The sequence below is a fragment of the uncultured Dokdonia sp. genome (assembly GCF_947492535.1).
Taxonomy (GTDB): domain Bacteria; phylum Bacteroidota; class Bacteroidia; order Flavobacteriales; family Flavobacteriaceae; genus Dokdonia.
Window position 1 is genome coordinate 274094 of sequence record NZ_CANLNH010000003.1, and the last position, 24821, is coordinate 298914.

Annotated in this window: 23 protein-coding genes; 15 read left to right on the forward strand and 8 right to left on the reverse strand. The window is 32.3% G+C overall.

What is annotated here, in order from left to right; all coding sequences use genetic code 11:
- Positions 1-204: 204 nt before the first annotated feature.
- The 3 genes from Q1A60_RS05765 (at position 205) to Q1A60_RS05775 (ending at position 4227) form a co-directional block, all read left to right on the forward strand.
- Entirely contained in the window at positions 205-1416 is a 1212-nt protein-coding gene (locus tag Q1A60_RS05765) for a site-specific integrase (protein WP_299765216.1), read from the forward strand.
- Positions 1417-1830: 414 nt separating this feature from the next.
- Positions 1831-3441 (forward strand): hypothetical protein, encoded by a 1611-nt coding sequence (locus Q1A60_RS05770; RefSeq protein WP_299765214.1) that lies wholly within the window; start codon positions 1831-1833, stop codon positions 3439-3441.
- A 534-nt stretch (positions 3442-3975) separates the two neighbouring features.
- Positions 3976-4227 carry a hypothetical protein gene (locus Q1A60_RS05775; RefSeq protein WP_299765211.1) on the forward strand — a complete coding sequence of 84 codons (252 nt, stop codon included), beginning with the start codon at positions 3976-3978 and terminating at the stop codon, positions 4225-4227.
- Positions 4228-4316: 89 nt separating this feature from the next.
- On the opposite strand, the gene Q1A60_RS05780 is transcribed toward Q1A60_RS05775, so the two are convergent.
- Both Q1A60_RS05780 and Q1A60_RS05785 read right to left on the reverse strand, forming a co-directional pair.
- Entirely contained in the window at positions 4317-5249 is a 933-nt protein-coding gene (locus tag Q1A60_RS05780; protein ID WP_299765209.1) for a hypothetical protein, read from the reverse strand.
- Positions 5249-7183, reverse strand: a complete 1935-nt coding sequence (locus Q1A60_RS05785) for an AAA family ATPase (protein ID WP_299765207.1) — start codon at positions 7181-7183, stop codon at positions 5249-5251. The genes Q1A60_RS05780 and Q1A60_RS05785 overlap by 1 nt, the downstream gene beginning before the upstream one ends.
- Positions 7184-7318: 135 nt before the next feature.
- Here Q1A60_RS05785 and Q1A60_RS05790 point away from each other — a divergent pair, with 135 nt between their 5' ends.
- The 6 genes from Q1A60_RS05790 (at position 7319) to Q1A60_RS05815 (ending at position 10073) form a co-directional block, all read left to right on the forward strand.
- Complete coding sequence (locus tag Q1A60_RS05790; protein ID WP_299765205.1) at positions 7319-7783, forward strand: JAB domain-containing protein; 465 nt, start codon at positions 7319-7321, stop codon at positions 7781-7783.
- 454 nt (positions 7784-8237) lie between these two features.
- Positions 8238-8756 (forward strand): hypothetical protein, encoded by a 519-nt coding sequence (locus tag Q1A60_RS05795; RefSeq protein WP_299765203.1) that lies wholly within the window; start codon positions 8238-8240, stop codon positions 8754-8756.
- Between the two features lies 1 nt (position 8757).
- Complete coding sequence (locus tag Q1A60_RS05800; RefSeq protein WP_299765201.1) at positions 8758-9003, forward strand: hypothetical protein; 246 nt, start codon at positions 8758-8760, stop codon at positions 9001-9003.
- Between the two features lie 91 nt (positions 9004-9094).
- Positions 9095-9364, forward strand: a complete 270-nt coding sequence (locus Q1A60_RS05805) for a helix-turn-helix domain-containing protein (RefSeq protein ID WP_299765199.1) — start codon at positions 9095-9097, stop codon at positions 9362-9364.
- Positions 9365-9367: 3 nt separating this feature from the next.
- Positions 9368-9643 (forward strand): hypothetical protein, encoded by a 276-nt coding sequence (locus Q1A60_RS05810; RefSeq protein WP_299765197.1) that lies wholly within the window; start codon positions 9368-9370, stop codon positions 9641-9643.
- 220 nt (positions 9644-9863) lie between these two features.
- A complete protein-coding gene (locus tag Q1A60_RS05815) occupies positions 9864-10073 on the forward strand; it encodes a hypothetical protein (protein WP_299765195.1) in 210 nt (69 codons plus the stop codon).
- A 33-nt stretch (positions 10074-10106) separates the two neighbouring features.
- Here the strand turns inward: Q1A60_RS05815 and Q1A60_RS05820 are convergent, their stop codons facing one another.
- Together Q1A60_RS05820 and Q1A60_RS05825 are read right to left on the reverse strand one after the other, a co-directional pair.
- The gene (locus Q1A60_RS05820; protein WP_299765193.1) at positions 10107-12146 is read right to left on the reverse strand and encodes a type IV secretory system conjugative DNA transfer family protein; all 2040 of its coding nucleotides are present in this window, start codon (positions 12144-12146) and stop codon (positions 10107-10109) included.
- A 92-nt stretch (positions 12147-12238) separates the two neighbouring features.
- The gene (locus tag Q1A60_RS05825; protein WP_299765191.1) at positions 12239-12757 is read right to left on the reverse strand and encodes a hypothetical protein; all 519 of its coding nucleotides are present in this window, start codon (positions 12755-12757) and stop codon (positions 12239-12241) included.
- A 333-nt stretch (positions 12758-13090) separates the two neighbouring features.
- Between Q1A60_RS05825 and mobC the strand changes: the two genes are divergently transcribed.
- From mobC to Q1A60_RS05845, 4 genes are read left to right on the forward strand one after another with little or no spacing between them, the layout of a single operon-like run.
- Positions 13091-13441 carry a plasmid mobilization relaxosome protein MobC gene (gene mobC / locus Q1A60_RS05830; RefSeq protein ID WP_299765189.1) on the forward strand — a complete coding sequence of 117 codons (351 nt, stop codon included), beginning with the start codon at positions 13091-13093 and terminating at the stop codon, positions 13439-13441.
- The gene (locus tag Q1A60_RS05835) at positions 13431-14501 is read left to right on the forward strand and encodes a relaxase/mobilization nuclease domain-containing protein (protein WP_299765187.1); all 1071 of its coding nucleotides are present in this window, start codon (positions 13431-13433) and stop codon (positions 14499-14501) included. The genes mobC and Q1A60_RS05835 overlap by 11 nt, the downstream gene beginning before the upstream one ends.
- An 11-nt stretch (positions 14502-14512) precedes the next feature.
- The gene (locus tag Q1A60_RS05840) at positions 14513-14803 is read left to right on the forward strand and encodes a hypothetical protein (protein WP_299765184.1); all 291 of its coding nucleotides are present in this window, start codon (positions 14513-14515) and stop codon (positions 14801-14803) included.
- A 57-nt stretch (positions 14804-14860) separates the two neighbouring features.
- Entirely contained in the window at positions 14861-15049 is a 189-nt protein-coding gene (locus Q1A60_RS05845) for a hypothetical protein (RefSeq protein ID WP_299765183.1), read from the forward strand.
- 152 nt (positions 15050-15201) lie between these two features.
- On the opposite strand, the gene Q1A60_RS05850 is transcribed toward Q1A60_RS05845, so the two are convergent.
- Positions 15202-16206: a DUF4062 domain-containing protein gene (locus Q1A60_RS05850; protein WP_299765180.1), complete on the reverse strand. Its 1005-nt coding sequence runs from the start codon at positions 16204-16206 to the stop codon at positions 15202-15204.
- Positions 16207-16408: 202 nt separating this feature from the next.
- Between Q1A60_RS05850 and mobF the strand changes: the two genes are divergently transcribed.
- Entirely contained in the window at positions 16409-19066 is a 2658-nt protein-coding gene (mobF, locus tag Q1A60_RS05855; protein ID WP_299765178.1) for a MobF family relaxase, read from the forward strand.
- Here mobF and Q1A60_RS05860 read toward each other — a convergent pair.
- The 3 genes from Q1A60_RS05860 to Q1A60_RS05870 all read right to left on the reverse strand — a co-directional run bounded on the left by Q1A60_RS05860 (position 19058) and on the right by Q1A60_RS05870 (position 22788).
- Positions 19058-19474 (reverse strand): hypothetical protein, encoded by a 417-nt coding sequence (locus Q1A60_RS05860; RefSeq protein WP_299765175.1) that lies wholly within the window; start codon positions 19472-19474, stop codon positions 19058-19060. The two genes, mobF and Q1A60_RS05860, sit on opposite strands and share 9 nt — an antisense overlap.
- A gap of 36 nt (positions 19475-19510) precedes the next feature.
- Positions 19511-20482 carry a hypothetical protein gene (locus Q1A60_RS05865; protein ID WP_299765173.1) on the reverse strand — a complete coding sequence of 324 codons (972 nt, stop codon included), beginning with the start codon at positions 20480-20482 and terminating at the stop codon, positions 19511-19513.
- A gap of 635 nt (positions 20483-21117) precedes the next feature.
- Positions 21118-22788 (reverse strand): hypothetical protein, encoded by a 1671-nt coding sequence (locus tag Q1A60_RS05870; RefSeq protein WP_299765171.1) that lies wholly within the window; start codon positions 22786-22788, stop codon positions 21118-21120.
- Positions 22789-23283: 495 nt separating this feature from the next.
- Between Q1A60_RS05870 and Q1A60_RS05875 the strand changes: the two genes are divergently transcribed.
- On the forward strand, positions 23284-24726 hold the full coding sequence (locus Q1A60_RS05875; protein WP_299765169.1) for a site-specific integrase: 1443 nt from the start codon (positions 23284-23286) through the stop codon (positions 24724-24726).
- Positions 24727-24821 lie beyond the last annotated feature (95 nt).

Here is a 24821-nt window from a genome sequence, read left to right on the forward strand (position 1 = left end):
ACGAGAATTGAACTCGTGACCTCCGGGTTATGAATTCTATGACGTTTATTTCAATGTATTTTCTATTATTTGATAATCAGTATTTTAAAAATAATTCATTTCAATAAATGTTAATAAAAACCATTAAAAACCACCAAATGTTTTAGGTATGTTTTAGGTAGAATTGATTGCTTTGCGTAAATTTAAGTCAACAAATCATACCTTATGGCATCAGTAAAAATAATACTTTGGAAGCACGATAGAAAGAAAGATGGCACATTACCACTAGCAATTCGTATTACTAAAAACCGTAAAACGAGATATATTTTCACTGGTGAGTATATCGACGAAAAACATTGGGATGCAAAAGAACATACTGTAAAAAAATCTCATCCTACGTCCAAAAGACTTAATAATTTTCTTCTTAAGAAACTTTCGGAAGCACATAACATTGCTCTTGATGTTGAAACGAATGACAGCCAGAAAACAGTCAAAAACATCAAAACAATGATCGTGAATGATCGTAATACGAATTTCTTTGACGTTGCAGAAATATATCTTGAAGCTCTAAACAAAAGACAAAAATTTCATCAAGAGAATAACGATAGGGGGCGACTAAACATCTTTAAAAACTACCTAGGAAAGTCTGCATTAGATTTTAAAGATTTAGACGAGGATTTATTACAGAAATTCAAAAATCATCTTGCTTTTGAATTAAAGCGGTCTGAGCGCACTGTTGTTAATTATATGATCTTAATACGAACGATTTACAACTTAGCGATTTCAAAATCAATCACGGATAGAAATTCCTATCCATTTGGAAGAGGGAAGGTTCAAATTAAAATTCCCGAAAGCGAAAAGATAGGTCTCAATAGGGAAGAAGTATTACAACTTGAAAACATAGAGGATATAACACCTGCGCAACAACACGCTTTGAATGTTTGGTTGTTCAGCTTTTATTTTGCAGGTATTAGAGTAGGGGATGTTCTAAAATTAAAGTGGTCAGACTTTAAAGATGGGCGTTTATATTATCGAATGGGTAAGAACAAGAAACTTGTTTCTTTAAAAGTACCAGATAAGGCACAAGCCATTTTAGATACTTATGCACAAGAAAAAATAAAAAGAACAGATTTAGTTTTTTCTGACCTTAAAGGCGTTGATTTTAATGATAAGAAATACCTAACAACACGTGTTAAAACCATTACACGTAATTTTAATAGGCGTTTAGAACTTATTGCGGAAAAGCTAGAGATTGATAAAAAGCTCTCAATGCACATCGCGCGTCATAGTTTTGGGAATATCTCAGGCGATAAAATCCCAATTCAAATGCTACAAAAGCTTTATCGTCATTCGTCTATTACGACTACCGTGAATTATCAACAGAACTTCATGCATCAAGAAACCGATGAGGCATTGGATAAAGTGATTAATTTTTAGAGTTTTAGAAAATTAAAATTAGTAAATACTTTTTTAAATGTTATTAATAGCACAAATCAACTAAATTTTTCAAGAACCTCGTTAAGATAAGTTGATAATATTAAAGAAAATGATAAGCTTATGGATAATGATATCTATGGTGAAAAAATAATTAAAGTCACTAAAGATTTGAAAGGTTATACGAAAAAATAATATATATAAAATACGGTTTACCGTAAAATGCTTAAAATTAGCATTTTAAATTTTATTTGTATTTTGGACTCCATAAATAAAATTAGACAATAATTTTAAGTAAATAATTCTAAAAATATTAAAACAGATTATATACCGTATTTTGAATGATATATAAATATATAATTTGTATCTGATATTGTAATTGATAGGAAGTATTAAGGAATAACCAATAATATTTAAATGAGTAATCGAAATTTAATTTTTGCTAAAGATGATAAATATGAAATTTATAAGTTTAATAAAACGAATTTGGTAAAAGCTCTTTATAATAATATTTACCCTAAAGAGAAAATTGAATCGAGTAAGTTGTTTAGGTATTTAGTAGAATATTTTACTTATCATTCTGCAGAAAAATCTCAAGCTAGAACAATTATAGTAGAAAAGGAATATATAAGTGAGTCTTATTTAAATGATATAAGGCTTTTTTACTGGAGTAATTTTAAAAGTTATCCTAAGTTTTGCAGAAGGTTGCATTTTTTTGGAGAAGAATTTTCAAAAAAAGAATTACAAGATTATATTTTACAAAACGATAAGAAGTTTTTTGAAGATAATTATTTAGGATATTTAGTAGTAAAGCCAACGGGGAATTCTTTATTAGGTCCTACTTTTTTAAAAACTTATGGTGATTCCATAAATAATGAAAGGCATTACAACTCTGTAGTTGATATGAAGATTAACTTATTTGGAATTGAAATACCTATTAGAGGGCTGGTCTTTCAGGAACAGGATGGTGCTGTAGGGGTATGTGCAACTCAAGCTATATGGTCAGCTATGAATAAATTAAGTTCTTTATTTCGCATAGATATGCTTTCTCCTAGTGAAATATCTTCTTATGGAGGTTTAGGTTCTAAAGGTCGTGTTTTTCCTAATTCTGGGCTTTCTAATGATCAAATTTTTAAAATTTTCAGAAAAGCTAAGCTTACAGTCGAGCTTATGGCATTGTCAGAAAATGGAAGAAAAAAAATAGACAAAAAATTATTCAAAAGAATTGTATATGCTTATAATCGTATAGGAATACCTATTTTATTAGGTTATTTTGGAATCAACGGGAAAGGAAGTTCTTTATCAAGAGAAGGTCAAAGGCATTTGGTTACTATTATTGGTTATAGAATAGATAAAACTAATAGAACTACTAGTGTTGGTATAAATACCTTAGCAGACAATTTATTTAGATTGTATGTTCATAATGATCAGATAGGACCTTATACAAAAATTGGTTTTGATGAAAAACCTACTAGAGGAGAATATGAAATTCAAAGTAATTGGATAGGTTCTAATAATGAAAATGTTGTCTATGATAGCTTATTAGTTCCACTTAAGAACTCTATTAGAATTAGGTATCAAAATATACTCCAGTCAACTACTAAGATAGATAGAATTGTAAAACAAATCTTAAAAGCGCCCGTTGTTATTGAATGGGATATTTATCTAGATAAAAGTACTAATTATAAAAGGGATATTTTGTTGCAGGATATTGATGATAGACATAAAATGAGAATTTCTGTTGAATCATTTCCAAAATACATATGGGTAGCTAGATTGAACACAATACCGTCTGATACTTCGAAAGAATTAAAATTTGATATTTTATTTGATAGTTCAGAAAGCCCAACGAGTTTTTGTATTCATCGAGTTTTTTACTACGATTTAAAACTTGGAATAAGAATTGTTGATGCACTAGATAAGGATGGGTTAAAACCCCTTTCAAATCTGCTTCCGTCTGGAAATCTTTCGGAAACTCATATTATAAAATATAAAGAGGAGTTTGATAAATCTTTTAATTATATATGATTTAGACAAATGACTATTAATAAAATTTAAGTAGGGATGATATAAAAAAATCAAGTTTGGAGATTAGCATTAAAAAAATATCTAAAAGTTATTAACAAATTATTTTTTAAGTATAAGACAATTTGTTTTTTATAAAAGGTTTAATAATGATAGTTATTATAGTATTTATTTTGAATATTATATATGTTAGGATTACAGAACTATCTATTTAATATTGGTTATAATTTAAATAGATGATTTTCAATTTAATAAATGATATTAATAATCTGATATTCAAATAAATATATTTTTTAATATTTTGACAAAAAGAAAGTTTTAAACAGGTTATTAACAAATTTATAATTTATTTTTGAATGAATTGTTATATATTTGTCTCCCTTTTAAATTTGGTGTAAGTATAAAAACTTAATATATTAATAACTTTTTAACAAAAAAAAACAAAAGTTATCGACATATATTAAAATAAATTTATAATGCTTAATTGAATTTTGAATTATTGTTAAGCGTTTTTTTTGAATTTGTAAGGATAATATTATGAGTAATTATAAATATAGTATAGAAATACCGAGTAATCTAAAAGACATTATTGATAGAGCAGAGTTAGATTCTGTAATTGACCAACTTTTAGATAAGGAAATAGAACTATCAGATGGAAGTGTGATTACTTATACTCTAGAAGATGTTCAAAAAATATTGTTTTCTGAATCTGAATTAATGACTTCTCTAGAAGTTATGAATGAGAGAGATCCCCATATTAGTTCTTTAGCATATAATCAAGGTGCTTGATTATAGAATCCTACTTGCTTGAGTTTTTAAGAATCAAATAAGAAGATTAAATACTTTTTAATTATAAGGTGAGAATTTTTTTTTAATTCTTATATAATATTAAGTTCTTTTAAGATATCTTTTTTGAGTTTACTAAAAGGTCGTTTCCCAAAATCTTTTTCGAGGTATTCAGCACCAAAAACAACTCTATATATATCTTTTCTATCTAGACCTAAAGTTTTATATGTGTTAAATAATTCTAGGAAATATCTTTCAGAGAACCTATAACGAATTTCAAATAAATCTTTAAGCTCTTCTGAATGTCCAGACATTATCTCATTTAGCTTAAAAACATCGATTGATTTTTTTATTTTTTTTCCAATGGAAGAATTTAAATTCTTAATTTCAATTTCCACTTCTAAACGAGAGCTATTTCCCAGAATAGAATCTGTATCGTAGGGAATAAACTTGTACGTATAATCATCCAAGCAATTATCCTCATAAGGATGAATATAACTATTTAAAGTAAATTCTTTCCTGCCTTTTAAAGTGGAGTTGCAAATATTACAACTAGGCACTAAGTTATAAATTGATAACCCAAGTAATGGGTTTTTACCTTTATCGATAAAATGATCGAATTGTGGTCTGGTAATTTTATCTTTTTTTAGCTTACTTTTTTTTATTGTCACAGTAAACATTCTGTTGCAATACAAGCAAGTTCTAATCCCTAATTTTTCAGCTAAATCATAGCCGTCATAACCACCCTTACTTTCTTTTTTTGTTACAAAACTATTATAGTCAAATATTGCTTTGACCTTCCCTTTTAAACTATTCTTGTAGTATTTATGTCTCTTAAAGTTAGTGTTTATTCTTTTTAACTCATTAGGTTTGGAGCATATAATATCTTCTAAATTATCAACTATAAATTTCTTTAAATAGCGATTCAAGGAAGAATCTTCAATTCGTTTGGTGAGTATTGGTTTTAGTTTATTCCAGTGAAATGAGATAATATCTGGATGTGATTCTAAATCAAAAAAAGTCATTATTTGTATCGCTTTAGTTGGTTTTGCAAATAGGCTATTTGTTGCTCTAATAAACCTCTCGAAATTTCAGTTTTCATTTTTTCATCATACATCTCAGATAACTTCTTTTGTATTATTGGCTCGTCTATATTTCTTATTAAAGTTTCATGATAATTACTTCTTTCTTTATCGTTTAGATCTCTAAGCCAATTAATGCAATGGTCAATTTTACCTTTTGCGAAGTCACCAATAAGGCCATTACCTACAAAAAAGGAATCTGCCAGTAAATCCGTTATATTGGCTCCAAATGATCTTTTAGGTTCATTCCTTGTGTCAATTATTGAACGTACTCCTCTTTCCTCATTTATATATATAATATTGTAGTTGAGCACATCCGAAAGCGTTAATGGGTCGTGAGTAGTAAAAATCACTTGAATTTTAGCCCCTAAATCACTGAAAAAGGTGTTGAGGAAATCTGTTGTTGATTTCACAAATTGTTTTTTCCATCTTGGATGAAAACCTAAATCAGCTTCATCTAAAAAAATATAATAATAAGGTTTTACAGTTTTTATCTTAATTTCCTTTATGTTCTTTTCAAAATAATCATGAATTCTTGAATAGAAATTCAATAAGGCATTCTCACCAGAACTTAGATTACTTTCGGACGGTTCAAAGTTTAGTATCCCTTCTATTCTTATGGTTCTAGAAAACAGTCGCTCACCATTTTTATTTTTAATGGCTCCATAATATTTATCAAGCTCAATTAAGAATTTATTATTTAACTTAATAAGTTTAATAGTATCTTCTTTATCTAGATAAATTGCTTTGTCATTCCAATCAAAAAAACTAGTATCTCGATCATCTTTCGTTTCAGCATTGTCAATAAGTATAAATAGTTGTTCAAGCAGGTTTATCATTTCATTGTCTGGTAACATTCGCACACGACTATCGCTTTTAATGACTTTAAGAGAATGAGATTTTAGAAACTTTACTAAGGCATCGTAGGCGTTTAGATCTTTTAAAAAATCGCTAAATTCTAGCCAATCAGGAGATAGTAAACCTTCTTCCAAAAAATCATTACTTTTTTCCATTTGCTTTATTAGTAAACAAACGATGTCCATGAGTATATAATTTTTTAAAAGCTTCTTTTGTAGTTGTATTACACTAAATCCTTTAGGTCGGTTTTTGTTTATATTATTTGCCTCTTTTTTTATTTTTTCATAAATTATTTGAAGCGCTTCTCTAAATTGATTTGGAGTATTCCAAAACTCAATTGAATCATCCTCCTGATCAATTTTAATTATGTGTCTAGTAAAGGTAAATTTACTCTTGCCAAACTCTGGAAAATTAAAATATGCTTTCAATTCTTTTCCGTACTTAGAATGCTGAAATTCAAGTTGTCGTAAAGAGTTTTTCATTTTAAGTCTTCTCAATGGAACAACTTCTGAGTTTGCTTGCTCAATATTATTAGCATTATCTAAATCTTCTTCTATGATTGTGTCTAGACTTAAATCTATACCCTCTACACCTTGATTATAATCTAAGAAGGGGGAATAGTATATTGTTTCCGCATTTATTCGTGCTGGTGAACATTCAAAATCAATATTAAAACCTTTATTTTTTGTATGTGTATTAGATGTTATGTAGACATTACCTAGTTGATCTTCAAAAATTGCAGTATATCCAAAACCACTTCTGTTAAACCTATTTCCATGGCTGAGATTTTCAATAATAGTTTTAATAATAGAAGATTTTCCTACACCATTCTTACCGACTATAGCTGTTACAGAATCAATTGAATCTGTAGAATAAAAATTTGATATATAATTTTCATTCTTCTCTCTACGAACTGTTTTTTTATTTTTAAAAGTGTAATGATATTCACCTCCAAAGTTTATAGTTTGTGGTTCTTCAAACAAAAAGTGATCATCGAGATATAGAGCTACAATTTTCATTAATTTAAAATTATTTAAATAGGTAATATACAATATTTTAAAAGTAAAAAGTAAGATTTTAATTTGATATTCTCTCTTAAATAATTAAAATATATTGTGCGTATTATATTCTGATTTTTCTGTCATCATCCTTGCATGACAAGCAAATTCAAATCAAACATTAGTGAAATCTCTCTTACTTATAAGCGGAAAGTAAAGGCAAGTGATCGCCCAAAGATTAATAGTTCTTTGAGTGCTTATCAGTTGTTTCGTGAAAACTGGAATGATTTAACCATTAATTTATTTGAAGAATTTAAAATCTTACTGCTAGATCGCAACAATCAATGTATGGGGATTGTGCCTTTATCGCAGGGTGGTGTATCAGGAACGCTCGTTGATCCAAAACTTGTTTTTGTCAGTGCCTTAAAAGCACGAGCTTGTGGGATCATATTAGGGCATAATCATCCATCAGGGAATCTAAGGGCAAGCAAAAGTGATATAGCGCTTACTCAAAAACTAGAACTAGGTGGAAAATATCTTGATGTAAATGTTTTAGATCATATCATTTTAGCTGATGATGATTACTTTTCTTTTGCAGATAATGGTTTGACGCCATTTTGAAACAGTATGCAACTATTGATATATAGTTAGGTTTATTTCGCAACATTACTAATAACTTTGGTTACGATAAAACTGTAAAAATATTTTGGCATCGTGAATTGATTGGCTACTTTAGATTCAAATAACAAAAAAATCAATTTATAGAAAAATCATAGAATTAAATAATATTATAAAATAAGCATTAGCTAATTTTTTTCGCTGGATATCGAAAACTGGTAATTTATCATACCCGCGCGAAAGGCAAAAGCTAAAGCCTACGGCATGCGTGGGCTTAGTTGTTGTCTTCGGGTAAAGGTATACCAGTACCTCGATATCGAGACGCACTAAGTTCCACGCTACTTTTTTGCCGTAAAATGAGAGTACAACTTCATCATATCCGAGACCCTTAGAGGGCATTTCATTTTAAGCGACCCCAAATCGCAACAGTTTAATTATTCACTTAAATCACAATGAAATGAAAATATATAACAAATTTCAAACCCTAATTTTAATAGCCATTCTTGGCCTTTCATTCTTTCTTTTTACAGCCTGCTCTTCTGATGATAATAACAGTAATGCTCCAATTAATTTTGAACCTGTAACAATAGACTTAACCCAAGTTGATATTGATGTAGATGATACCGCATTCACTGTGCAAGGTTTTAACTTTGATGTTTTCAGGGCACAAGGGACTGAACAATCTGGTCTTGCACCAGGTATCTTGATAGCTTTTCCACAAAACGGAAATCCGAGTTCCATAGAGCTTGATTTGAGTAATGTTGAAGGACTGTCTCGAATTACAGCGCGTATAGCTAGAAATGCATCAACACCTATAACGTTTTTTAATGGTAATACGGTTGTTGGTGAGATTATGGCTGTTAATGAGATAGACGATTTATTTGAAGATAATGTGTATGAAATCAATGGACAAACCGTGACAGCTGTGCGTATTTCATCATTCGAAAGTATTGTTCAATCTATAACACTAGAATGAAATGGAAATAGTTACACTTTCAATAATATTCATAGTCATAGGAGTTTTCTTATTTTATTTAGGTTATAAAATCGTAGATAATAAACGCCAATATGAGTTTAAAAATAGAAACAGTAATGGTGTTGTTCAATTCAAAAATTATGGAGATAGTCAATATCATAATTTTATGAAAGGTCTTGGCGTACTCGTAGGTATGGGAGGGATTATTTTTATAGCTATCGGCGTTGGTCTTTTTGTAATTCGTTAGAATTATTATTGGAATTTCTTAGAAAGTTATCTTTTCAGATTATAGGTTTAAAATAATAATTACGATATTTACAGTGTAAGTATCTTATTATATGGAAGTTATTTGTTTAGAAGAAGAAGCTTTTTATAACCTATTTGATAAGGTTGCGACCTATATTGATCAGAAATACCAACAAGATACTTGGGGTTGGATTGATGGAAAAGAGGCAATGAGATTGCTTAATATTTCTTCTAAAACAACATTACAAAAACTCCGTGATGAAGGAAAAATACGTTTTTCCCAACCACAACCCCGTGTGATCTTGTATGACCGAAATTCTATTAATGAGTATTTGAATGCTAACGCTCGTGAAACCTTTTAAACTATGGAAGAATACCTAACTGTCGATAAAGATTATCTAAGAGCGTTTAATCAAGGCTATACATTGGCAAAAGAAACAGGCTTGAAGTCTGAATTATTGGAAAATCTTAAAGAAGAAAAACTCGATGCCCTTAAGATCAATAAGAGCCGTCTTAATGTGATCAAGCTCGGTATGCAACAATATGAATTTGATAAGAAATTAGAACTTGCCAAACAAAAAGATAAATCCAAAACCCAAGAACAAAAACGTGATGATCGTTCAAAGGACAAGGGACGTTAAAGCCTGTCTATTTCTGTAATCTTGTCTTCATCATAATTTTAAGTTCGTATTCTCACCACTTCTTTTTCGTTATTCGTATCGCTTTGTCTTTGATCTTACTTGAATGCAAGGTTTTTGTCTCCACTTGCCCGCTCCAAGATTCCGTGTGGTTTCGTCAAAAACCTTTCTGCTTTCAAGATTGAGATTAGCCATTCACTAAACAAGTCAACGAAAGGAAAAAATGATGACAAACACAATTGAGAACATATCTGATAAAGACAAGACACCTACACATAAGGTCTTTGTCAATGCCTATATGAACGGATCACCGGTTAAAGTTAAAGTCGGTGTTGCTTGGAAACATACTAAAGGCAATGGGTTCAATATTTCTTTGGATAATATGGTTGTCTTTGAAAACCGTGACCTATTTGAAAATTCAGATCAATCTTAAACCTTAAAGGGGCTTTTTAGCCCCTTTATCTTTTCATCTATTCATTTGAGAGATATAGTTTTCGTAAGCTTCAATCTCGTAAAATAATGGATTAGGTGCGGCTCTATCTTTTACATTGTCCATTTCATAATAGGGAACACGCTGGAGTAATAGAGCTTCGTGTTGTCCAATAAAAGTAAATGTATCTTGTTCCTGTTCAACTTCGGAACGTGTTTTCCTTAATCTCTCAAAATTGCTTTTGTATTCATGCGTATTATAGTTCTCAACAATCCTTGAAAATTTATCTAATTTTTCTGATACATATTTTGCAGTATCATCTTTGACATTGAAAAATTGTGATACTGTGCAGTTTTCCACAATTTCTTGTTTACCATTTTTTCCGTAGTTAGTGGTAAGTTGATCAAGATTTTGACAAATAATCCAAAATTGAATGTTATAAGAACGTAAAAAAGAAATCCCTTTTCTAACAATGTTAAATGTTCCTAATTGCGGAAATTCATCTAATACAAATAAAACAGGCTTGTTTGGCTTGTTTTTAGTATTAGCACGGATAAAAGATGCTAAAACAAGACGTAACCAGAGTTTAGCTTCATTCATCTCACTTTGTGGAAAAGAGATATATAGATCGTTATTTCCCTCGCTGTGGAACAAAGTATTGAGTAAGTCTTTTGAAGTCTCTTTATCTGATTGTACAGTATTATAAAGTTGTTTGCCTTTAAATGCTTTTAAAGCCCGTGAAATTGTCGTTTTAACACCACGTAACTCATTATTGTCACCTGTGCTAATTAATCCTTTAAAAGTAATTGCTGACAATTCTAAAGCTCGTTTAATACTCTCATCAGGATGTGGGATACCTTCCATATCTGTAGCCGTAAATTCTAAAACCTTTACAGAAGCTGTTGCGCGAATAATTTCATCATAAAGTGTCGCAGGAGTTGGCGTTTCTGGATAGTTTTTAATCGTCAAATACATTAAAAAAGAAGCAATAAAATCACGTGCTAATTCATCAAAATGTTCTCCAGTATCTGACTGACCATCTTTAACAGGTATAATGACATCAGAAAAAGAATTACAATCACTGTAAAAGTCATCTTCAAATGGGTCTAATAGACAAAAAGGATTATAGGCAATAGACGACATTCCAAAAACCTGCCAAGGATTAAGTATATAGCTACTCCCTTTATTTTCTTTTTTTCTCCAATGGGAGCAGACAGCAGCATTCTCGCCTTTAAGGTCAAGAATGATTTTTGTGCCCTCAAAACGATCCATCAATAAATTAGGCATTATAAGACTGGTATTCTTACCTGCGCCAGATTGTGCAACAGTTAAGATATGAGTATTATTCTCATAGAAATATGGTTTTTGCTTGTTGTCTTGTCCTAAGTAGAAACCATTAGATGTATTTAGACCATTAATTTCGGAGATATTCTTAATACTTTTTCTGATATCCCCACCTTTATCTCTGACTTTATTTAGCAATTTATTTGCTCTTGCAATAGTTTGATCGTGAAAATCAATTTGTTTAATAAAACCTCTTTCTATTTCAGAGAAATCATTAGGGGAATAAATCGCAGTACGACCTTTAAGCATTCTTCTTATTTTAATATTATTGAATTGCTGATTTGAAGCTCTAGGTACTGATTTCCATTCTTTTAATTTTTGTTCTGCTTTTTTCTTATTGCTATGAAGGTATTCTAAATCTTTTTCAATCCCTGTGATTAATTCATTTGCATCTATTTCATCTAACATTATATCAATACCAATTGATTCTGCTTTTGATAATGTTTTAGTTGCTGTCATTCCTACTGCGAAATGATTAGGTAACCACGTGTCTTTATCCTCAAAATTATTGGCGTATTTATAAAACTTTTTGATCTTATTTACATTATATAAAAGCACCATAAAGAATATAAAGCATAGAATTAGGATCATTCCACCGAAAAGACTGCCTATTTTTCCCTTCATAAAAAACATACGAATTCCAGCTAACGCACAAAAAGCTATAAGACCTATAGCTATTGGAAAATTATTGTCTTTAAATTTATTTTTATTCCTAAGATGGGCAGGTTTCATTTTTAAATATTTTGATGATTTATACTGCCATCAAAATACAAAATAATAATGTAACTACTTGTAAATGAGTAATTTTTGTGTGTTAGGTAAAATTATAATGACTGAATAAATTGTACTGCTTTTTTAATACCGTTTACAATCCATCTACCTAACGATATATCTTCGTAATTTTCAGCAAAACAAACGGTGTTATCATCCATATTTGGAAGCTCATATTCAAATGCATCTGTAGGCGAAGCAGAAAGAGGCGAGCAAGCACCATAACCAATTTTGTTATCATTAAAATTTTGGTATCGTAGTTCTGTAGCGTAAGCAGGATCATCTTTTACAGAACGATATTCAGGATAATCTTTAACGACTAATCTTTTGATAAGCATTATCATTATATCATCGTAATCCATTTTTCTAAATGCTTCAAAACTATTTGGCACTTTGCCAGCGTCTCTTAAAATTTCAAAACTACGCCCTTGAAATTTTAGTTTTTCAACATATTCGTGACCTGTACCGTAATGGTTTAGATTAACCTTATCGTTTTGATCACGCAAAAAAGAATGGTTTAAAATAGCATTATCAACTTTTTGTTGTTCGATATATTCTAAAATGTCAGGCACATATTCTCTCCTAAAACTCGAAACTCATTATACATATTAAATTAGAATTGTCAACAGTTTATTAAAAAGCGAGCGAAGCGCTGCAAGCCCCCAATTCTACCAAAACTAATACTATAAAGTGCGCGGTTTTTGAAAATTTCACTTGTTTACTGTTTGATTTAAAGTTGTTTACGTTCTTATTTGTGTAAAAAGTCTTGTATCTTTAAGGAAGTAAAAAAGATAGCAAATGAGCGTATGCAAGGTATGTGACGGTATAACCGTCTTCCTTGTGAAGGAGGGGCAAGCCCCGTCCGTTCAATCCTCCCCATTAAAAACTTAAATCTTGTTTTTAATATGAAACAACCCAAGAAAAGCGAAAAGCGACAGCGGAATAAATTTATCATCTTCAGAGCAACCGAAGAAGAAAAACAATCCTTTCTTGATCTGGCAGAAAAGTCAGGATTAAGTCCTGCTGATTATTTTCGTAAATCAACGCTTGGAACAAAGCCGTTGAAGCCGACAAATGATACTAAGTTATTAGCAAAGATGTTGGCAGAATGGGGGCGCATAGGAAGCAACCTTAATCAGATTGCACGACATTACAATTCTGGAACGGCGACCGATCAGGAATTAGGACTTGATATTATAGATAAGGTTGAGAATATCCGCACCGATCTACGTAAAGCATTGGGGTATGATCTGTAAAGGTGGCACACGATCATATCCAACCTCTTTAGCACAGCATCTTTTAAAGACAGATAATGAGCGTGTTGTTGTTGTGGAGTTGAAACACACCGCCACACAGGATTTAAAGCAAGCTTTAAATGATATGCACGCGACCATTGCAATGACGCAGGGTAAAAAAAGTCTTTATCACGCGCAAATTAACCCCGCAAAAGATGAGCAAATGACTTCCCCTCAATGGCTCTATGCTGTTGATGAAATGGAGCGGCGCTTGGGCTTTGTTGATCAACCTCGCGCCGTAGTCTATCACGAAAAGAAAGGTCGCGCCCATATGCACGTTGTTTGGCAACGTACCGATATTGAAAAAGGCAAAGTCATTGAAACCAGTAATGACTATTACATTCATAAAAAACTTGGACGAGATTTAGAGCGTAAGTTCAAACACAAAGAACTCAAAGCTGAGTTTAGTGAGAATTGGGAAAAGATGAATGAGCGTGAGCAGACAGCTCGTGACGGTTATCTAAGCCCGAAACAATTAAAAGCTCGTATTAAACAACTTTATAAAAATCATTCAGATCCGAAAGAGTTTCAAAAGGCTTTAAAAAAAGCAAAGTTTGACTTAGCAAAAGGAAATCGTGGTTTGGTGATTGTTAGCTCTAAAAATCAAATACATTCTTTAGGGCGATATACAGGGCAAAAGAAGAAGGATATTGAAAAGCATTTAAAACCGATACTAGAGTACTTGCCAGATGCTACTGAATTTGTAAAAAAACGAGAGAAGCAACAATCTAAAATCAAAGCAATGAATCCTAAACCAAAAGCAAAAACGATAGTTGAAAATGCTTTTGATATTCTAAGTAGGGATGAGATCGGCAAGACAGCCGCCAAGTTTGATAAACTCAAACAGGAATTTAAGCAAAAACAATTTGAGAAACTTCGGAAAGAATTTACCGATAATCAAGATGCTTTTAATACTGTATCTCCGTCTGTCAGGGAAGGTTTTGAACAAGTCAAACGTGACCTCGAACGCCAAAATGAAGAGGAGCGCAAACGTAAAAAGGAAAGAGAATACAAACGATAAAATCAAAGGATATGACTAATGAATTAACACAGGCAGAAATCAATGACCTCATAAAACTCACTCAGTTTGAAATTGAGCAAATGAAAGAAAACAGGGCTAAGGCTTTTAAATATCACGAGAAGCTACCGCCAAGCGAGTTTAAGAGAATAGAGCAAGAGACAAAATACTTTCACGACCGAGCTATTCAATTAAGAGAAAAATTAAATGATTTCGTAAAAACTCGTGATGGAATGTCAAAAGAACGCGAAAAGGAAATATCCATAGAAAAGAAACAAGAAAAAGACCGGGATAGAGGACGATAAATTATTGACATAAGTACATTTCTGTGATAATTTCTTTTATAGAGAAAGGATGCTGTTATGACAGAAACAAGAAAAGAAAAAATAGCAAGACTTGATAAACAGATTGCACAGCTTGATGAAATCATTGAGGAATTGGCAAAAGAAATCGCTGAATGTGAAGCAATCGTCTTTCGTAACCAAACCCTTTTAGCACAAAACAAGCGTCACGGAATGAGTTTTGAACCTGTTTGTGAATTGGCGAATTAAGTACAGAAAATCGTTAAAAAAACTGCAAGGATAAGATTGGAAAGTGAACCTATTTAAAAAATCGGGGAGATGTCTGATATACTTACGTACTGCACGAACACTTCAAAAAGATACTGCTCGGAATTTGTTTTGCCCCTAAGAAAATTAAGATATTAGGGTTTGTCAAATTCATAATAATCGAAATAACCTGATTTAAATTCTTCATCTATTCTGAAATTTACATTTTCACCAAGAATTTTTCGAGCTTCTTCATCAGATAAATTAATCCTAGTAAAGATACCAACTCCTGCGTGACTATTTTTACTTCTAGTAAAACCTAAATGAACCCCTAAAATAATTACATTTTCTTTTTTGACTACTGGAATATCTTTTTTCATAAATGAATATACAGTAGTTTCTTGAGTATCTTCGTTTGAAATTGTCATTAAAAATTGATCACCACTCCGAGTTAATGAACCTTTGAAAACTTCCCAGTTGTCATCAATACGTCCATTATCAGGAACAGTGGTTACTCTATATCCATAAGTATCATCAAAATGAACTTCAATTTTTCCACGATAAATATGATCACTTGCTCCATTATAGCCCATTGAAGTCCAAGTGCCGCAGAGTTTTTCCAACTCGACATCTCTTTGGATTGTATTTGAAACCATAATTTTATCCTTTCTTCTTTCCCAACCTAAGCCTGGTTTATGTGTAATTTGATTAAATAATGATGTACTTAAATAAGAAGCTAATTCATCTGAATTTTTCCAAAACTTAGCCATCTTATGATTGTTCATCACCTTGTTTCTAAACCTATCAATGTTAGTCCTATCTTTGTCAACTTTTGATGGAGATAATTGTGCACTATCATCCATTAAAAATGAAAGAACTGGAATTCCTCCCCTTTGAATAACATAGTCGTATTCTTTTTCAGTGAAACTTACCCCATTTTGGTCAACAGAACCATATCTAAATCCTAAAATGAGAATATAATAATCAGAAGAATCTATTGTTCTTTTAATTATTTGCCACTGTTCTTCATCCTCCGCATCGAACATTTCCATTCCTATAGGAATATGATTCATTCTTAGTATTGTTTCTTGAACTTTCGACCGCTCTTTAACTAAGTCCAAGTATGTAGAACTAATAAATGCCTGATATTTTATTGTCATAGTAAATGATTTTATACAGATAGTATCTATATGAATAAATTTCAGAAATTTACTTAAAAATGATCAACAATACTATTCAGAAATAGAATTAATTGAAATTTAAAACTCACATTATAAAAGACTTAAATTATTGTTTAAGTGCGTACCTCTTCGTAAAATAAATATTTAAAACACTGCTTTTTGACAGATAAAGGAAAAAGCAGTGATACGGATATTTCAGAGTAAGACCGCAAGTCACGCTAAAAATTATTTTAGAGAGGCACTCTCGCAAGGTGATTATTATATTGAAGGTCAAGAAACCAAAGGCGTGTTTAATGGTAAAATAGCTAAACGTCTAGGGCTTGAAGGTAAACCTATTGATAAACAAAGCTTTGATAGTTTATGTGACAATTTACACCCCGTTACAGGAGAAACACTAACTCCAAGAACATTAAAAGATAGACGGATTGGCAATGATATTAGCTTTCATTGTCCTAAATCTGTTTCTATTCTTTTAGGTTTGACCCGTAATGACAATATCCGTCAAGCCATTGATCAAAGTGTTTTTGAAACAATGCAAGAAATGCAAGACAATATGTTTGTGCGCGTGCGTTCCAAAGGTCGTAATGAGGATAAACCCACAGGGGAGATGCTTTGGTGTGATTTCCCCCATAGGACGGCGAGAGCTGTGAAGGGACACGTACCAGACCCACATTATCATATTCACTGCCTGACAATGAATTTGACATTTAGTGAGGAAGATAACCGTTTTAAAGCAGCACAGTTTTATTATATCCGAAAAGATATGCCATACTATCAAGCTCGGTTTCATAAGCGACTGGCTGATAAGTTGGACGCATTGGGGTTTAATACTAGAAAAACTGCTAAAGGTTTTGAGTTGTGTCTTGTTCCACAAAAGGCGATTGAGAATTTTTCTAAGCGCACCAATTTAATTGGTCAGATAGCACAAGAAAATAATATCACTCATCCTAAAGCACTTGATAAACTGGGAGGAATAACACGAGAGAAGAAAGACAAGAGTCTTAACCTTTCTCAGTTGGAGGATGTTTGGCGTTCACAATTGGAAAGTCAAAATCTTTTTGATGATGACTTGATAGAAAAAGCAACAACCGACAATAACTTAACGGCTAGTAAGGCAGTAAAACACGCTTTATCACATTGTTTTGCCAATAGCTCTGTAAAGCGTGAAACTCAAATTTTAGCGCAAGCTTACATACATGCTATCGATAACCCAAATGTAACATTAAGAGCCATCGATACCACTTTAAATGAAAAAGAAGACGTCTTTAAAGTAACAGCCGATTACCAGACCTATTGCACGACTGAATCTATTAAGGAGGAAGAAAAACAAATGATTTCGCTTGCCCGTTCAAGTATTGGCAAAGTTCCTCCATTGGTACAGAATTTTGATAAATCAACATTTCAGTTCCTAAATGAAGAACAGCAAAAGGCTATTTCGTATGTAATGCGTTCTAAAAATAGGATTAACATTATAAAGGGTGGAGCAGGAACAGGGAAAACCACGCTTTTAAAAAGCATTGTTCCTGAAATTGAACAATCAGGCAAACAAGTTTTTCTATTTACCCCAACAGCAGAGGCATCAAGAGGGGTGTTAAAAAGTGAAGGATTTGAAAAGGCTGATACACTTGCAAAGCTATTAACCGATAAAAAGTTACAACAGAAAACTAAAGATCAAGTTATTTGGATAGATGAAGCAGGACTTATCGGTACGCAAGATATGGTGAAACTCTTAGAACTTGCAGTGACATTAGATACTCGTATTGTCCTTTCAGGTGATGCAAAACAGCATAATGCCGTCAAACGGGGGGATGCTCTTAGACTATTACAAGAAATTGGGCGTATTCCTTATGCTAGTGTGACAAGCATATACAGGCAAAAAACAGAAGATTATAAAACTGCTATCCGTGAGATAAGCGAAGGCAACATTGTTTCAGGATTTGAGCATTTAGAGACTATGGGAAGCATTCAGGAAGTAGATGTATCTGAAATGAACGATTTGCTTGTTAGCGACTATTTAAAGACTAGGGAACAGAAAAAAATAGCATTGGTTATTTCACCAACAAGAGAAAAGGTGAGGGAGTTAAATATCCAAATCCGAAAAGGTTTACAACAAAGGGGCGTTGTTTCTAAAAAAGAGCACAGTTTTACGATTTTTGATAATTGCCATTATAGCCTTGTTCAAAAACAAGACCCAAGAACCTACCGACAAGGGCAGATCATACAAACCCATTGGAATATGAAAGGTATTATAAAGGGGAGTGTGTTAAGCATTATAGAGGTAAGAAACAATGAAATCATTGTCGAAAACGGTGGGGGTGCAAACTTCAAATTACACCTATCTAATGCTAAAGATTTTGATATCTATATTCCTAGAGCTGTTGAATTAAGCAAAGGCGATGAAATAAGATTAAATAAGAACAGTACAGATTTAAAAGGAAAACGTTTAAATAATGGAACTACTCTTACAATCGGAGGATTTACAACAAAAGGGCATATCAAAGCATTTACAGTTTCAGGCAAAAGAAGGTTTGAATACCTACTTGATAGACGACATGGTAATTATGACTTAGCATATTGCACCACCTCTTACAGTTCGCAGGGCAAAACTGTAGATAAAGTCATCATTGCGCAACCTGCATCAACATTTCCCGCAAGTGACCAAAAGCAGTTCTATGTTTCGACATCACGGGCGAGGGAAGATGTGACTATTTACACAGATGATAAGGAACTGCTTTTAGATGCTATTAAGGTATCAGGGAACAGATTGGGTGCCATAGAAATGGCTATATCAAACATTGTGTCAATTAGAAAACAAAAACATTCTAAAAAGTTAGAATAAGTAAAGAAATACTTCTCCACTAATTACGTTAGCGCCGAGACCTTCCAACCAACACATGAGTTCACTAAGCCTTTCAAAATGGGCTATCTCGTTTAAACCTATTTCTATATCTTTTTGAGAAGATACATTAACTCTATTGTTTAAATCTAGTTTAATAGCATTTACTAATTCTTCACCTGTACTAAATACATTATTTTTAAAATAAATACCTCCATTGTCCTCTACAATAATATTAATACTGTTATCAGAAGAACTCATATGGGCATCTTTGGCAGCTTTAGCTAGAGAACTATCATAAAAATTGAAAGAAAATTTTGTTGTACAATTATTCAATTCATACTTTTCACTTTGACCAAAAGCGGATATGCAAAAGCCAAATATGATAAATAAAAGCTTTATTTTTTTCATAATGTTTTATTTTAATAGATTATAAAATCAAATGATTCATTCTTGTTTTGGTAATTCTATACTTCCAGAAACATTTATAGTAGGCTTATCTTCTTTTTTTTGTTCTTCCTTTTTTGTTTGAGGCCAATTACTTCTAGTATAATTCCCATTATTCAAATTAAATGTTATGGGTATACCTGCACTAGTTTTACTATTACTAGTCGCATCATCATATTTCTTAATAAAAGTATATATATATCCTTTCTCTTCAATCTTTAACTTATAAGTTACTTTGTTTTTAGATAGCTTTTTCATTAGATCGTCAAAAGTATATTTGTTTTGTATAGACTTGGAAAAGGCACTAAAGGATTCAATAACGTTAATCTCTTGTGTAACTTCTGGGGCTAAAATTGAATTTTCAATTTCAGCTACTTTAATACTAGACAAAGGTGTTGCAAGACCAACTACTGTACCTACTAGCTCATCTAACTGACTATCTGTTGTTCCACTTGCTTCTGTAAGCGTTCCGTCAGAAGCTAGTTTTTGAGATATTGTTGATGTTCCAAACCAAGGAATTTTAGAGTTTAAATAGTATTGTTTGGAATAGTCCACAGTACTTACATATTTCCAGTTATTTTCGATAACGTTTGCTGTAGTTATAGTATTGGAAGTTAAATCTACAGTATTAAGCTTTTTGATTTCTGTTAGGACGCCATTAAGGTCTTTTTCGTCTTTTGTTGTATTTAATTTCTTAAGAGCAGTTTCTAATGGAGCTAAATTTTGACTTTTCTTTATACGAGCAGAAATTATTGTTGTCACACTTGATTTATTGCTCTTTTCTTCTTCTCTAGTTAATGTCAAAACTTGCCAGTCATATAAATATTTCGTTTGTTGTTCAATGACTACTTTTTTTGAATAGAAAGGTATTCCCCCAACTTTTTTATCGCCTTCTATTACAGTTAATGTTCTAGCGCAAGAGCTTAACAAAATTGTGATACAAAAAAATGAAATTAGATTTAAAAGTTTCATGGTTGAAGTTTTAGAGTTTAAACAAAAATAAGTTTCATAAATGCTATAGCGTGTTCAAAAGATTTTCAAAATTGTATGTTGCAATTTTAATTTCTTTTTTTTCATTTCTTAAAAATTAGAATTGGATAGATTTTGGTGACTATCATTATTAGTGATATGGTAGTTTTGGGAAGGGTATAACGAAAAGTTTAATAAAATTAATGGCATTTTTTGAAATTCCCTTACGGGTTTCCGTAAAGACTTGTGAATTTTATAGATATTTATTCCACCTATGAAAATTCTTAACTTTTCATATCGATTGGTTTTATTTCCAAAAATAAATTTGTTATACTATGAAATAAATACCCTGTATCGGGTATTTATTGATTTTGGTAAATTATCACATAAATTCTCATTACATGTAGTTACATTTTACATCATACAAATACAATGCTACGATGTGTGGCAAAACTGCTGACAATTTAACCCAGAGAAATATTGACTTTTGTATTTGATATTGTTTTCAAAGGTTTAGTGAGTACTTTTAAAGCTTCAGTAGAGCTTAACAGGAATTACTACTCGAAACAGTCAAAAATACAGGGAATAGACTTGAAGCTTTGAAAGTTTTTAAAAATAATTATGAATGTAAGGTTTAATTATGGGCTTGGTGACCAAGCTTTTTTCTTAGTTGAACCAATGTATTTGTTGTTTTCCCAATATCCAGAAAGTATTCTCCCGTTACGATAGGTATAAACACCTTTGCCTGTTTTTTCACCATCAATAAAACCTCCAGTGTATTTATCTCCATCATTCCAAATGAAAGTCCCTTTGCCTGTTCTTTTATTATCAATAAAATCCCCCGTATATTTGTTTCTACTTTTCCAAATATAAGTCCCTTTACCTGTCCTTTTACCATCAATAAAATCCCCCGTATATTTATCTCCATCATTCCAAATGAAAGTCCCTTTGCCTGTTCTTTCACCATCAATAAAATCTCCCGTATATTTATCTCCATCATTCCAAATGAAGGTCCCTTTGCCTGTTCTTTTATTTTCAACAAAATCTCCCGTGTATTTATCTCCATCATTCCAAATGAGAGTCCCTTTACCTGATCTTTTGTCATCAACATAATCCCCAATATATTTATATCCATTTTTCGAGATGTAAACGCCGTTGCCATTGTATAAACCCATTTTCCAGCCCCCTTGGTAAATGCTCCCAGTATTATAATAATAAGTACCATAGCCGTTTTGTGCACTATCCTCCCAGTCACCTTGGTATACCCCATCATAATTATAATAAGTGCCGTAGCCATTTGTCTTACCATTTACCCAGTCACCTTGGTATACGCGATCATCATAATAGTGAGTGCCATAACCGTTTTGTGTACCATCCTCCCAATCACCTTGATGGATGTCGTCACCATCATTTGAGTAATAGGTACCATAGCCATCTTCCTTATCGTTTTTCCAATTACCTTGATAGATATCGTTATTAGCATAGTAACGAGTGCCATAACCATTTGCTTTACCGCTTACCCAGTTTCCTTCATAAACGCCACCATCATTGAAATAACGAGTGCCATAACCATTTTCTTTATCGTTTTTAAAGTCACCAACATAGATATCACCATTAGCGTAATGATAGACGCTATGACCGCTTTTACCATTATTTTTCCAAGTGCCTCGGTAGACACCGCCGTCATTAAAGTAATAAAAGCCGTATCCATCTTTTTTACCATCTTCCCATTCCCCAGCATATGTGCCGTTAGAATATGTGATATATCCTTTTTTAGAAAAGTTTTCAGATTTGCGCTTGTTTAAGTTACGATAATACCACTTAAACTCTGCTGGCTTAATTGGTTTTTGACTGGAAATGCTATCAAATTCTGATGGTTTGTATCTTAAACTATATGGCTTGGTAGGTTTTTCAGGTTTAATAAATTCAGACATTTCTACTGATGGTTCGTATGCTTGCTCTGTCTGAGGTGCGGGGTCAGGATTAGGCACTCCGGTTGTAATGCTGTCTTTATTCTCGTTGCATTGTCTTATTAACCAAAGTCCAAAGATACAAGCTCCAATAATTTTCATTGTAGACCAAGTTGATTTAGAATTAGACTTGTTACTGTTCTTCTTTTTTGGTTTAGGACGTGGCTTAGATTTCTGTTGATTAGACTGTTTAGAACGAGATTTTTGAGATGATTGCTTTGGCTCAGGTTTAGGTTTAGGATCAGGCTTGTTCTGCCAGTTTCCGCCAGCGCCAGCGCACATACTACAACCGCCTATTTTTCCCTGACAATACTCACATTTTTCCCATACTGATGGCATGTTAACTCAATTCATTAGATTGTTAATGATTTATTTCAATGTAAGTTTAGACATAAAACAGTTAATTTGCAAATCTAATCATTTGATTATTAGTAATTACAGAAAGTGAATTGTTTTTTTAGGTATAATTTTTGATTGTATAAAATTGCATTTTACTTCATACACATAAAATGCTACAATGTGTGACAAAACTGCTGACAAATCAACCAAGTGAAATCTTAAATTTTACATTTTATATTGTTTTCAAAGGTTTGGTAAATGTTTTTAAGGTTCTAGCAGTACCTTAACAGTCATTTGCTCTACCAACTGAGCTATCAGGGAATGTCATTAAAAATGAACAGATAGGTGTATAATCATTTTTTCAAAGCTTGTCTACACTTTTTTGAAAATACTGATCTATAAAGCTTATAGAGTTTTTTAGTGCGTACCTATAGTTAGAAAAAGACAATATCAATGTGTTTGTGATTTCGCTTCAACGAAAGGACAGATTGCATAATGTTGCATCAAAACTCATACAATGTTGGTACAAGTGGTGACAAAAGTGGTGACAAAACGGGTAGGTCTATCAAATTTACCGATGTTACTATTCGTCATTTAAAGCCAACTTCTAAAAAAATGGAGTATTCCTGTGAGGGATTAGAGGGTTTTAAAATACGTGTATTACCAAGTGGTACAAAAACGTGGCTTTACACATACACATTTTCTAATAAACGCAGAAAAATGAGTTTAGGCCGATACCCTAAAGTCTCATTAAGTCAGGCAATGATTCTCTATCAACAAGCTTTGGAGAAGGTTGAAAACGGTGTTGATCCGCTTGGAGAGCGTCAAAAAGAAAAGCAAAAAGATTTTGACGCGATGACAGTTGCAAGATTGGTAGAGCTGTATTTAGAATTCTGTGAAAAATCAGGTAAGCAAAGCTACCACAATGAAAGAAAGTGTTTTAAGAAAGACCTTTTACCGTATTTAGGGAAGGTCAATATCAAGGAGGTTGAGCCTAAACATCTCTCTAAGATATTTCACCGCATAACGGTCGAAAGAAACGCGCCTAGTATGGCAAAACATCTTTATAGCTATACAAGGCGTTTATTTAATTTCGCCGCTGATATGGGACTGATGCGCCGTAGAGACAATCCTTGTTTGGATATTAAGCTTAGTGTTAAAAATAACAAACGTAGTCGGCACCTTAACCCTAAAGAGATTTATCTATTTTGGTATGGATTAGATCACATCAAAATGTCGCCTGTTACACGCCTAGCTTTAAGATTTATGCTTGTAACGGTTGCGCGTGGGGGTGAAGTGCGCCAAATGAAATGGTCAGATATAGATTTTCAAGAGTGTATATGGACACTTCCCAAAACAAAAAATGGTCATTTGCACCGTATCTATTTAGGTGAAGAGGCGTTTAAAATTCTTGACGAAGTATCTCAATATTCAGATGGAAAGGGTTATGTTTTTGGTTCTGCGGGTAGTTATGCACGAACAGGAAAAGTGATGAATGATCTAAAACCGCTAAGTGGACGCACGCTTTGCCAACCAATCAAGCGACATTTTGAAGTCTTTGGGATTGAAAAACCTTTTATACCTCATGATTTAAGACGTACAGGGGCTACAATTATTGCAGGACTATTTGGGAGGCAAGATTTAGTAAAACTCTGTCTTAATCATGTTAGAGGCGATGTAACCGCTATTTATGATCAATATACCTATGGCGCAGAAAAGAAAAGGGCAATGGAAGCCCTCAATAAAGCAATACGACGTATTATCAGTAGTGCAAATATTGAGAGCGTTCCGACTTTTGATGATTTAAAAGAAGATGTATTTGAAACACCAAGAAAACCTATTGTTAATCATTCGAAGGTTGATCAAAACAAACAGGGTTTGCAAGCCAGTTTTTCAAATCCTGTAACCTATAAGCTTTCCTTTGACCGCCTTTCGTGATGGCGTAAAGTTTTGGGAATTGCCCAATTTTACGCATTCTGTATTGAGTGGTTTTATCAAGAGTTGTTGCCAGTTCTACGGTTTTAATGGATGCA

Coding starts and splice junctions, on each gene's coding strand:
- Q1A60_RS05795 (WP_299765203.1), top strand. CDS start 8,238: ATGAAAATATATAACAAATTTCAAACCCTAATTTTAATAGCCATTCTT.
- Q1A60_RS05860 (WP_299765175.1), bottom strand. CDS start 19,474: ATGAAAAAAATAAAGCTTTTATTTATCATATTTGGCTTTTGCATATCC.
- Q1A60_RS05815 (WP_299765195.1), top strand. CDS start 9,864: ATGATGACAAACACAATTGAGAACATATCTGATAAAGACAAGACACCT.
- Q1A60_RS05845 (WP_299765183.1), top strand. CDS start 14,861: ATGACAGAAACAAGAAAAGAAAAAATAGCAAGACTTGATAAACAGATT.
- mobC (WP_299765189.1), top strand. CDS start 13,091: ATGAAACAACCCAAGAAAAGCGAAAAGCGACAGCGGAATAAATTTATC.
- Q1A60_RS05850 (WP_299765180.1), bottom strand. CDS start 16,206: ATGACAATAAAATATCAGGCATTTATTAGTTCTACATACTTGGACTTA.
- Q1A60_RS05800 (WP_299765201.1), top strand. CDS start 8,758: ATGGAAATAGTTACACTTTCAATAATATTCATAGTCATAGGAGTTTTC.
- Q1A60_RS05870 (WP_299765171.1), bottom strand. CDS start 22,788: ATGCCATCAGTATGGGAAAAATGTGAGTATTGTCAGGGAAAAATAGGC.
- Q1A60_RS05765 (WP_299765216.1), top strand. CDS start 205: ATGGCATCAGTAAAAATAATACTTTGGAAGCACGATAGAAAGAAAGAT.
- Q1A60_RS05835 (WP_299765187.1), top strand. CDS start 13,431: ATGATCTGTAAAGGTGGCACACGATCATATCCAACCTCTTTAGCACAG.
- Q1A60_RS05785 (WP_299765207.1), bottom strand. CDS start 7,183: ATGAAAATTGTAGCTCTATATCTCGATGATCACTTTTTGTTTGAAGAA.
- Q1A60_RS05865 (WP_299765173.1), bottom strand. CDS start 20,482: ATGAAACTTTTAAATCTAATTTCATTTTTTTGTATCACAATTTTGTTA.
- Q1A60_RS05840 (WP_299765184.1), top strand. CDS start 14,513: ATGACTAATGAATTAACACAGGCAGAAATCAATGACCTCATAAAACTC.
- Q1A60_RS05820 (WP_299765193.1), bottom strand. CDS start 12,146: ATGAAACCTGCCCATCTTAGGAATAAAAATAAATTTAAAGACAATAAT.
- Q1A60_RS05875 (WP_299765169.1), top strand. CDS start 23,284: ATGTTGCATCAAAACTCATACAATGTTGGTACAAGTGGTGACAAAAGT.
- Q1A60_RS05780 (WP_299765209.1), bottom strand. CDS start 5,249: ATGACTTTTTTTGATTTAGAATCACATCCAGATATTATCTCATTTCAC.
- Q1A60_RS05810 (WP_299765197.1), top strand. CDS start 9,368: ATGGAAGAATACCTAACTGTCGATAAAGATTATCTAAGAGCGTTTAAT.
- Q1A60_RS05775 (WP_299765211.1), top strand. CDS start 3,976: ATGAGTAATTATAAATATAGTATAGAAATACCGAGTAATCTAAAAGAC.
- Q1A60_RS05790 (WP_299765205.1), top strand. CDS start 7,319: ATGACAAGCAAATTCAAATCAAACATTAGTGAAATCTCTCTTACTTAT.
- Q1A60_RS05770 (WP_299765214.1), top strand. CDS start 1,831: ATGAGTAATCGAAATTTAATTTTTGCTAAAGATGATAAATATGAAATT.
- Q1A60_RS05805 (WP_299765199.1), top strand. CDS start 9,095: ATGGAAGTTATTTGTTTAGAAGAAGAAGCTTTTTATAACCTATTTGAT.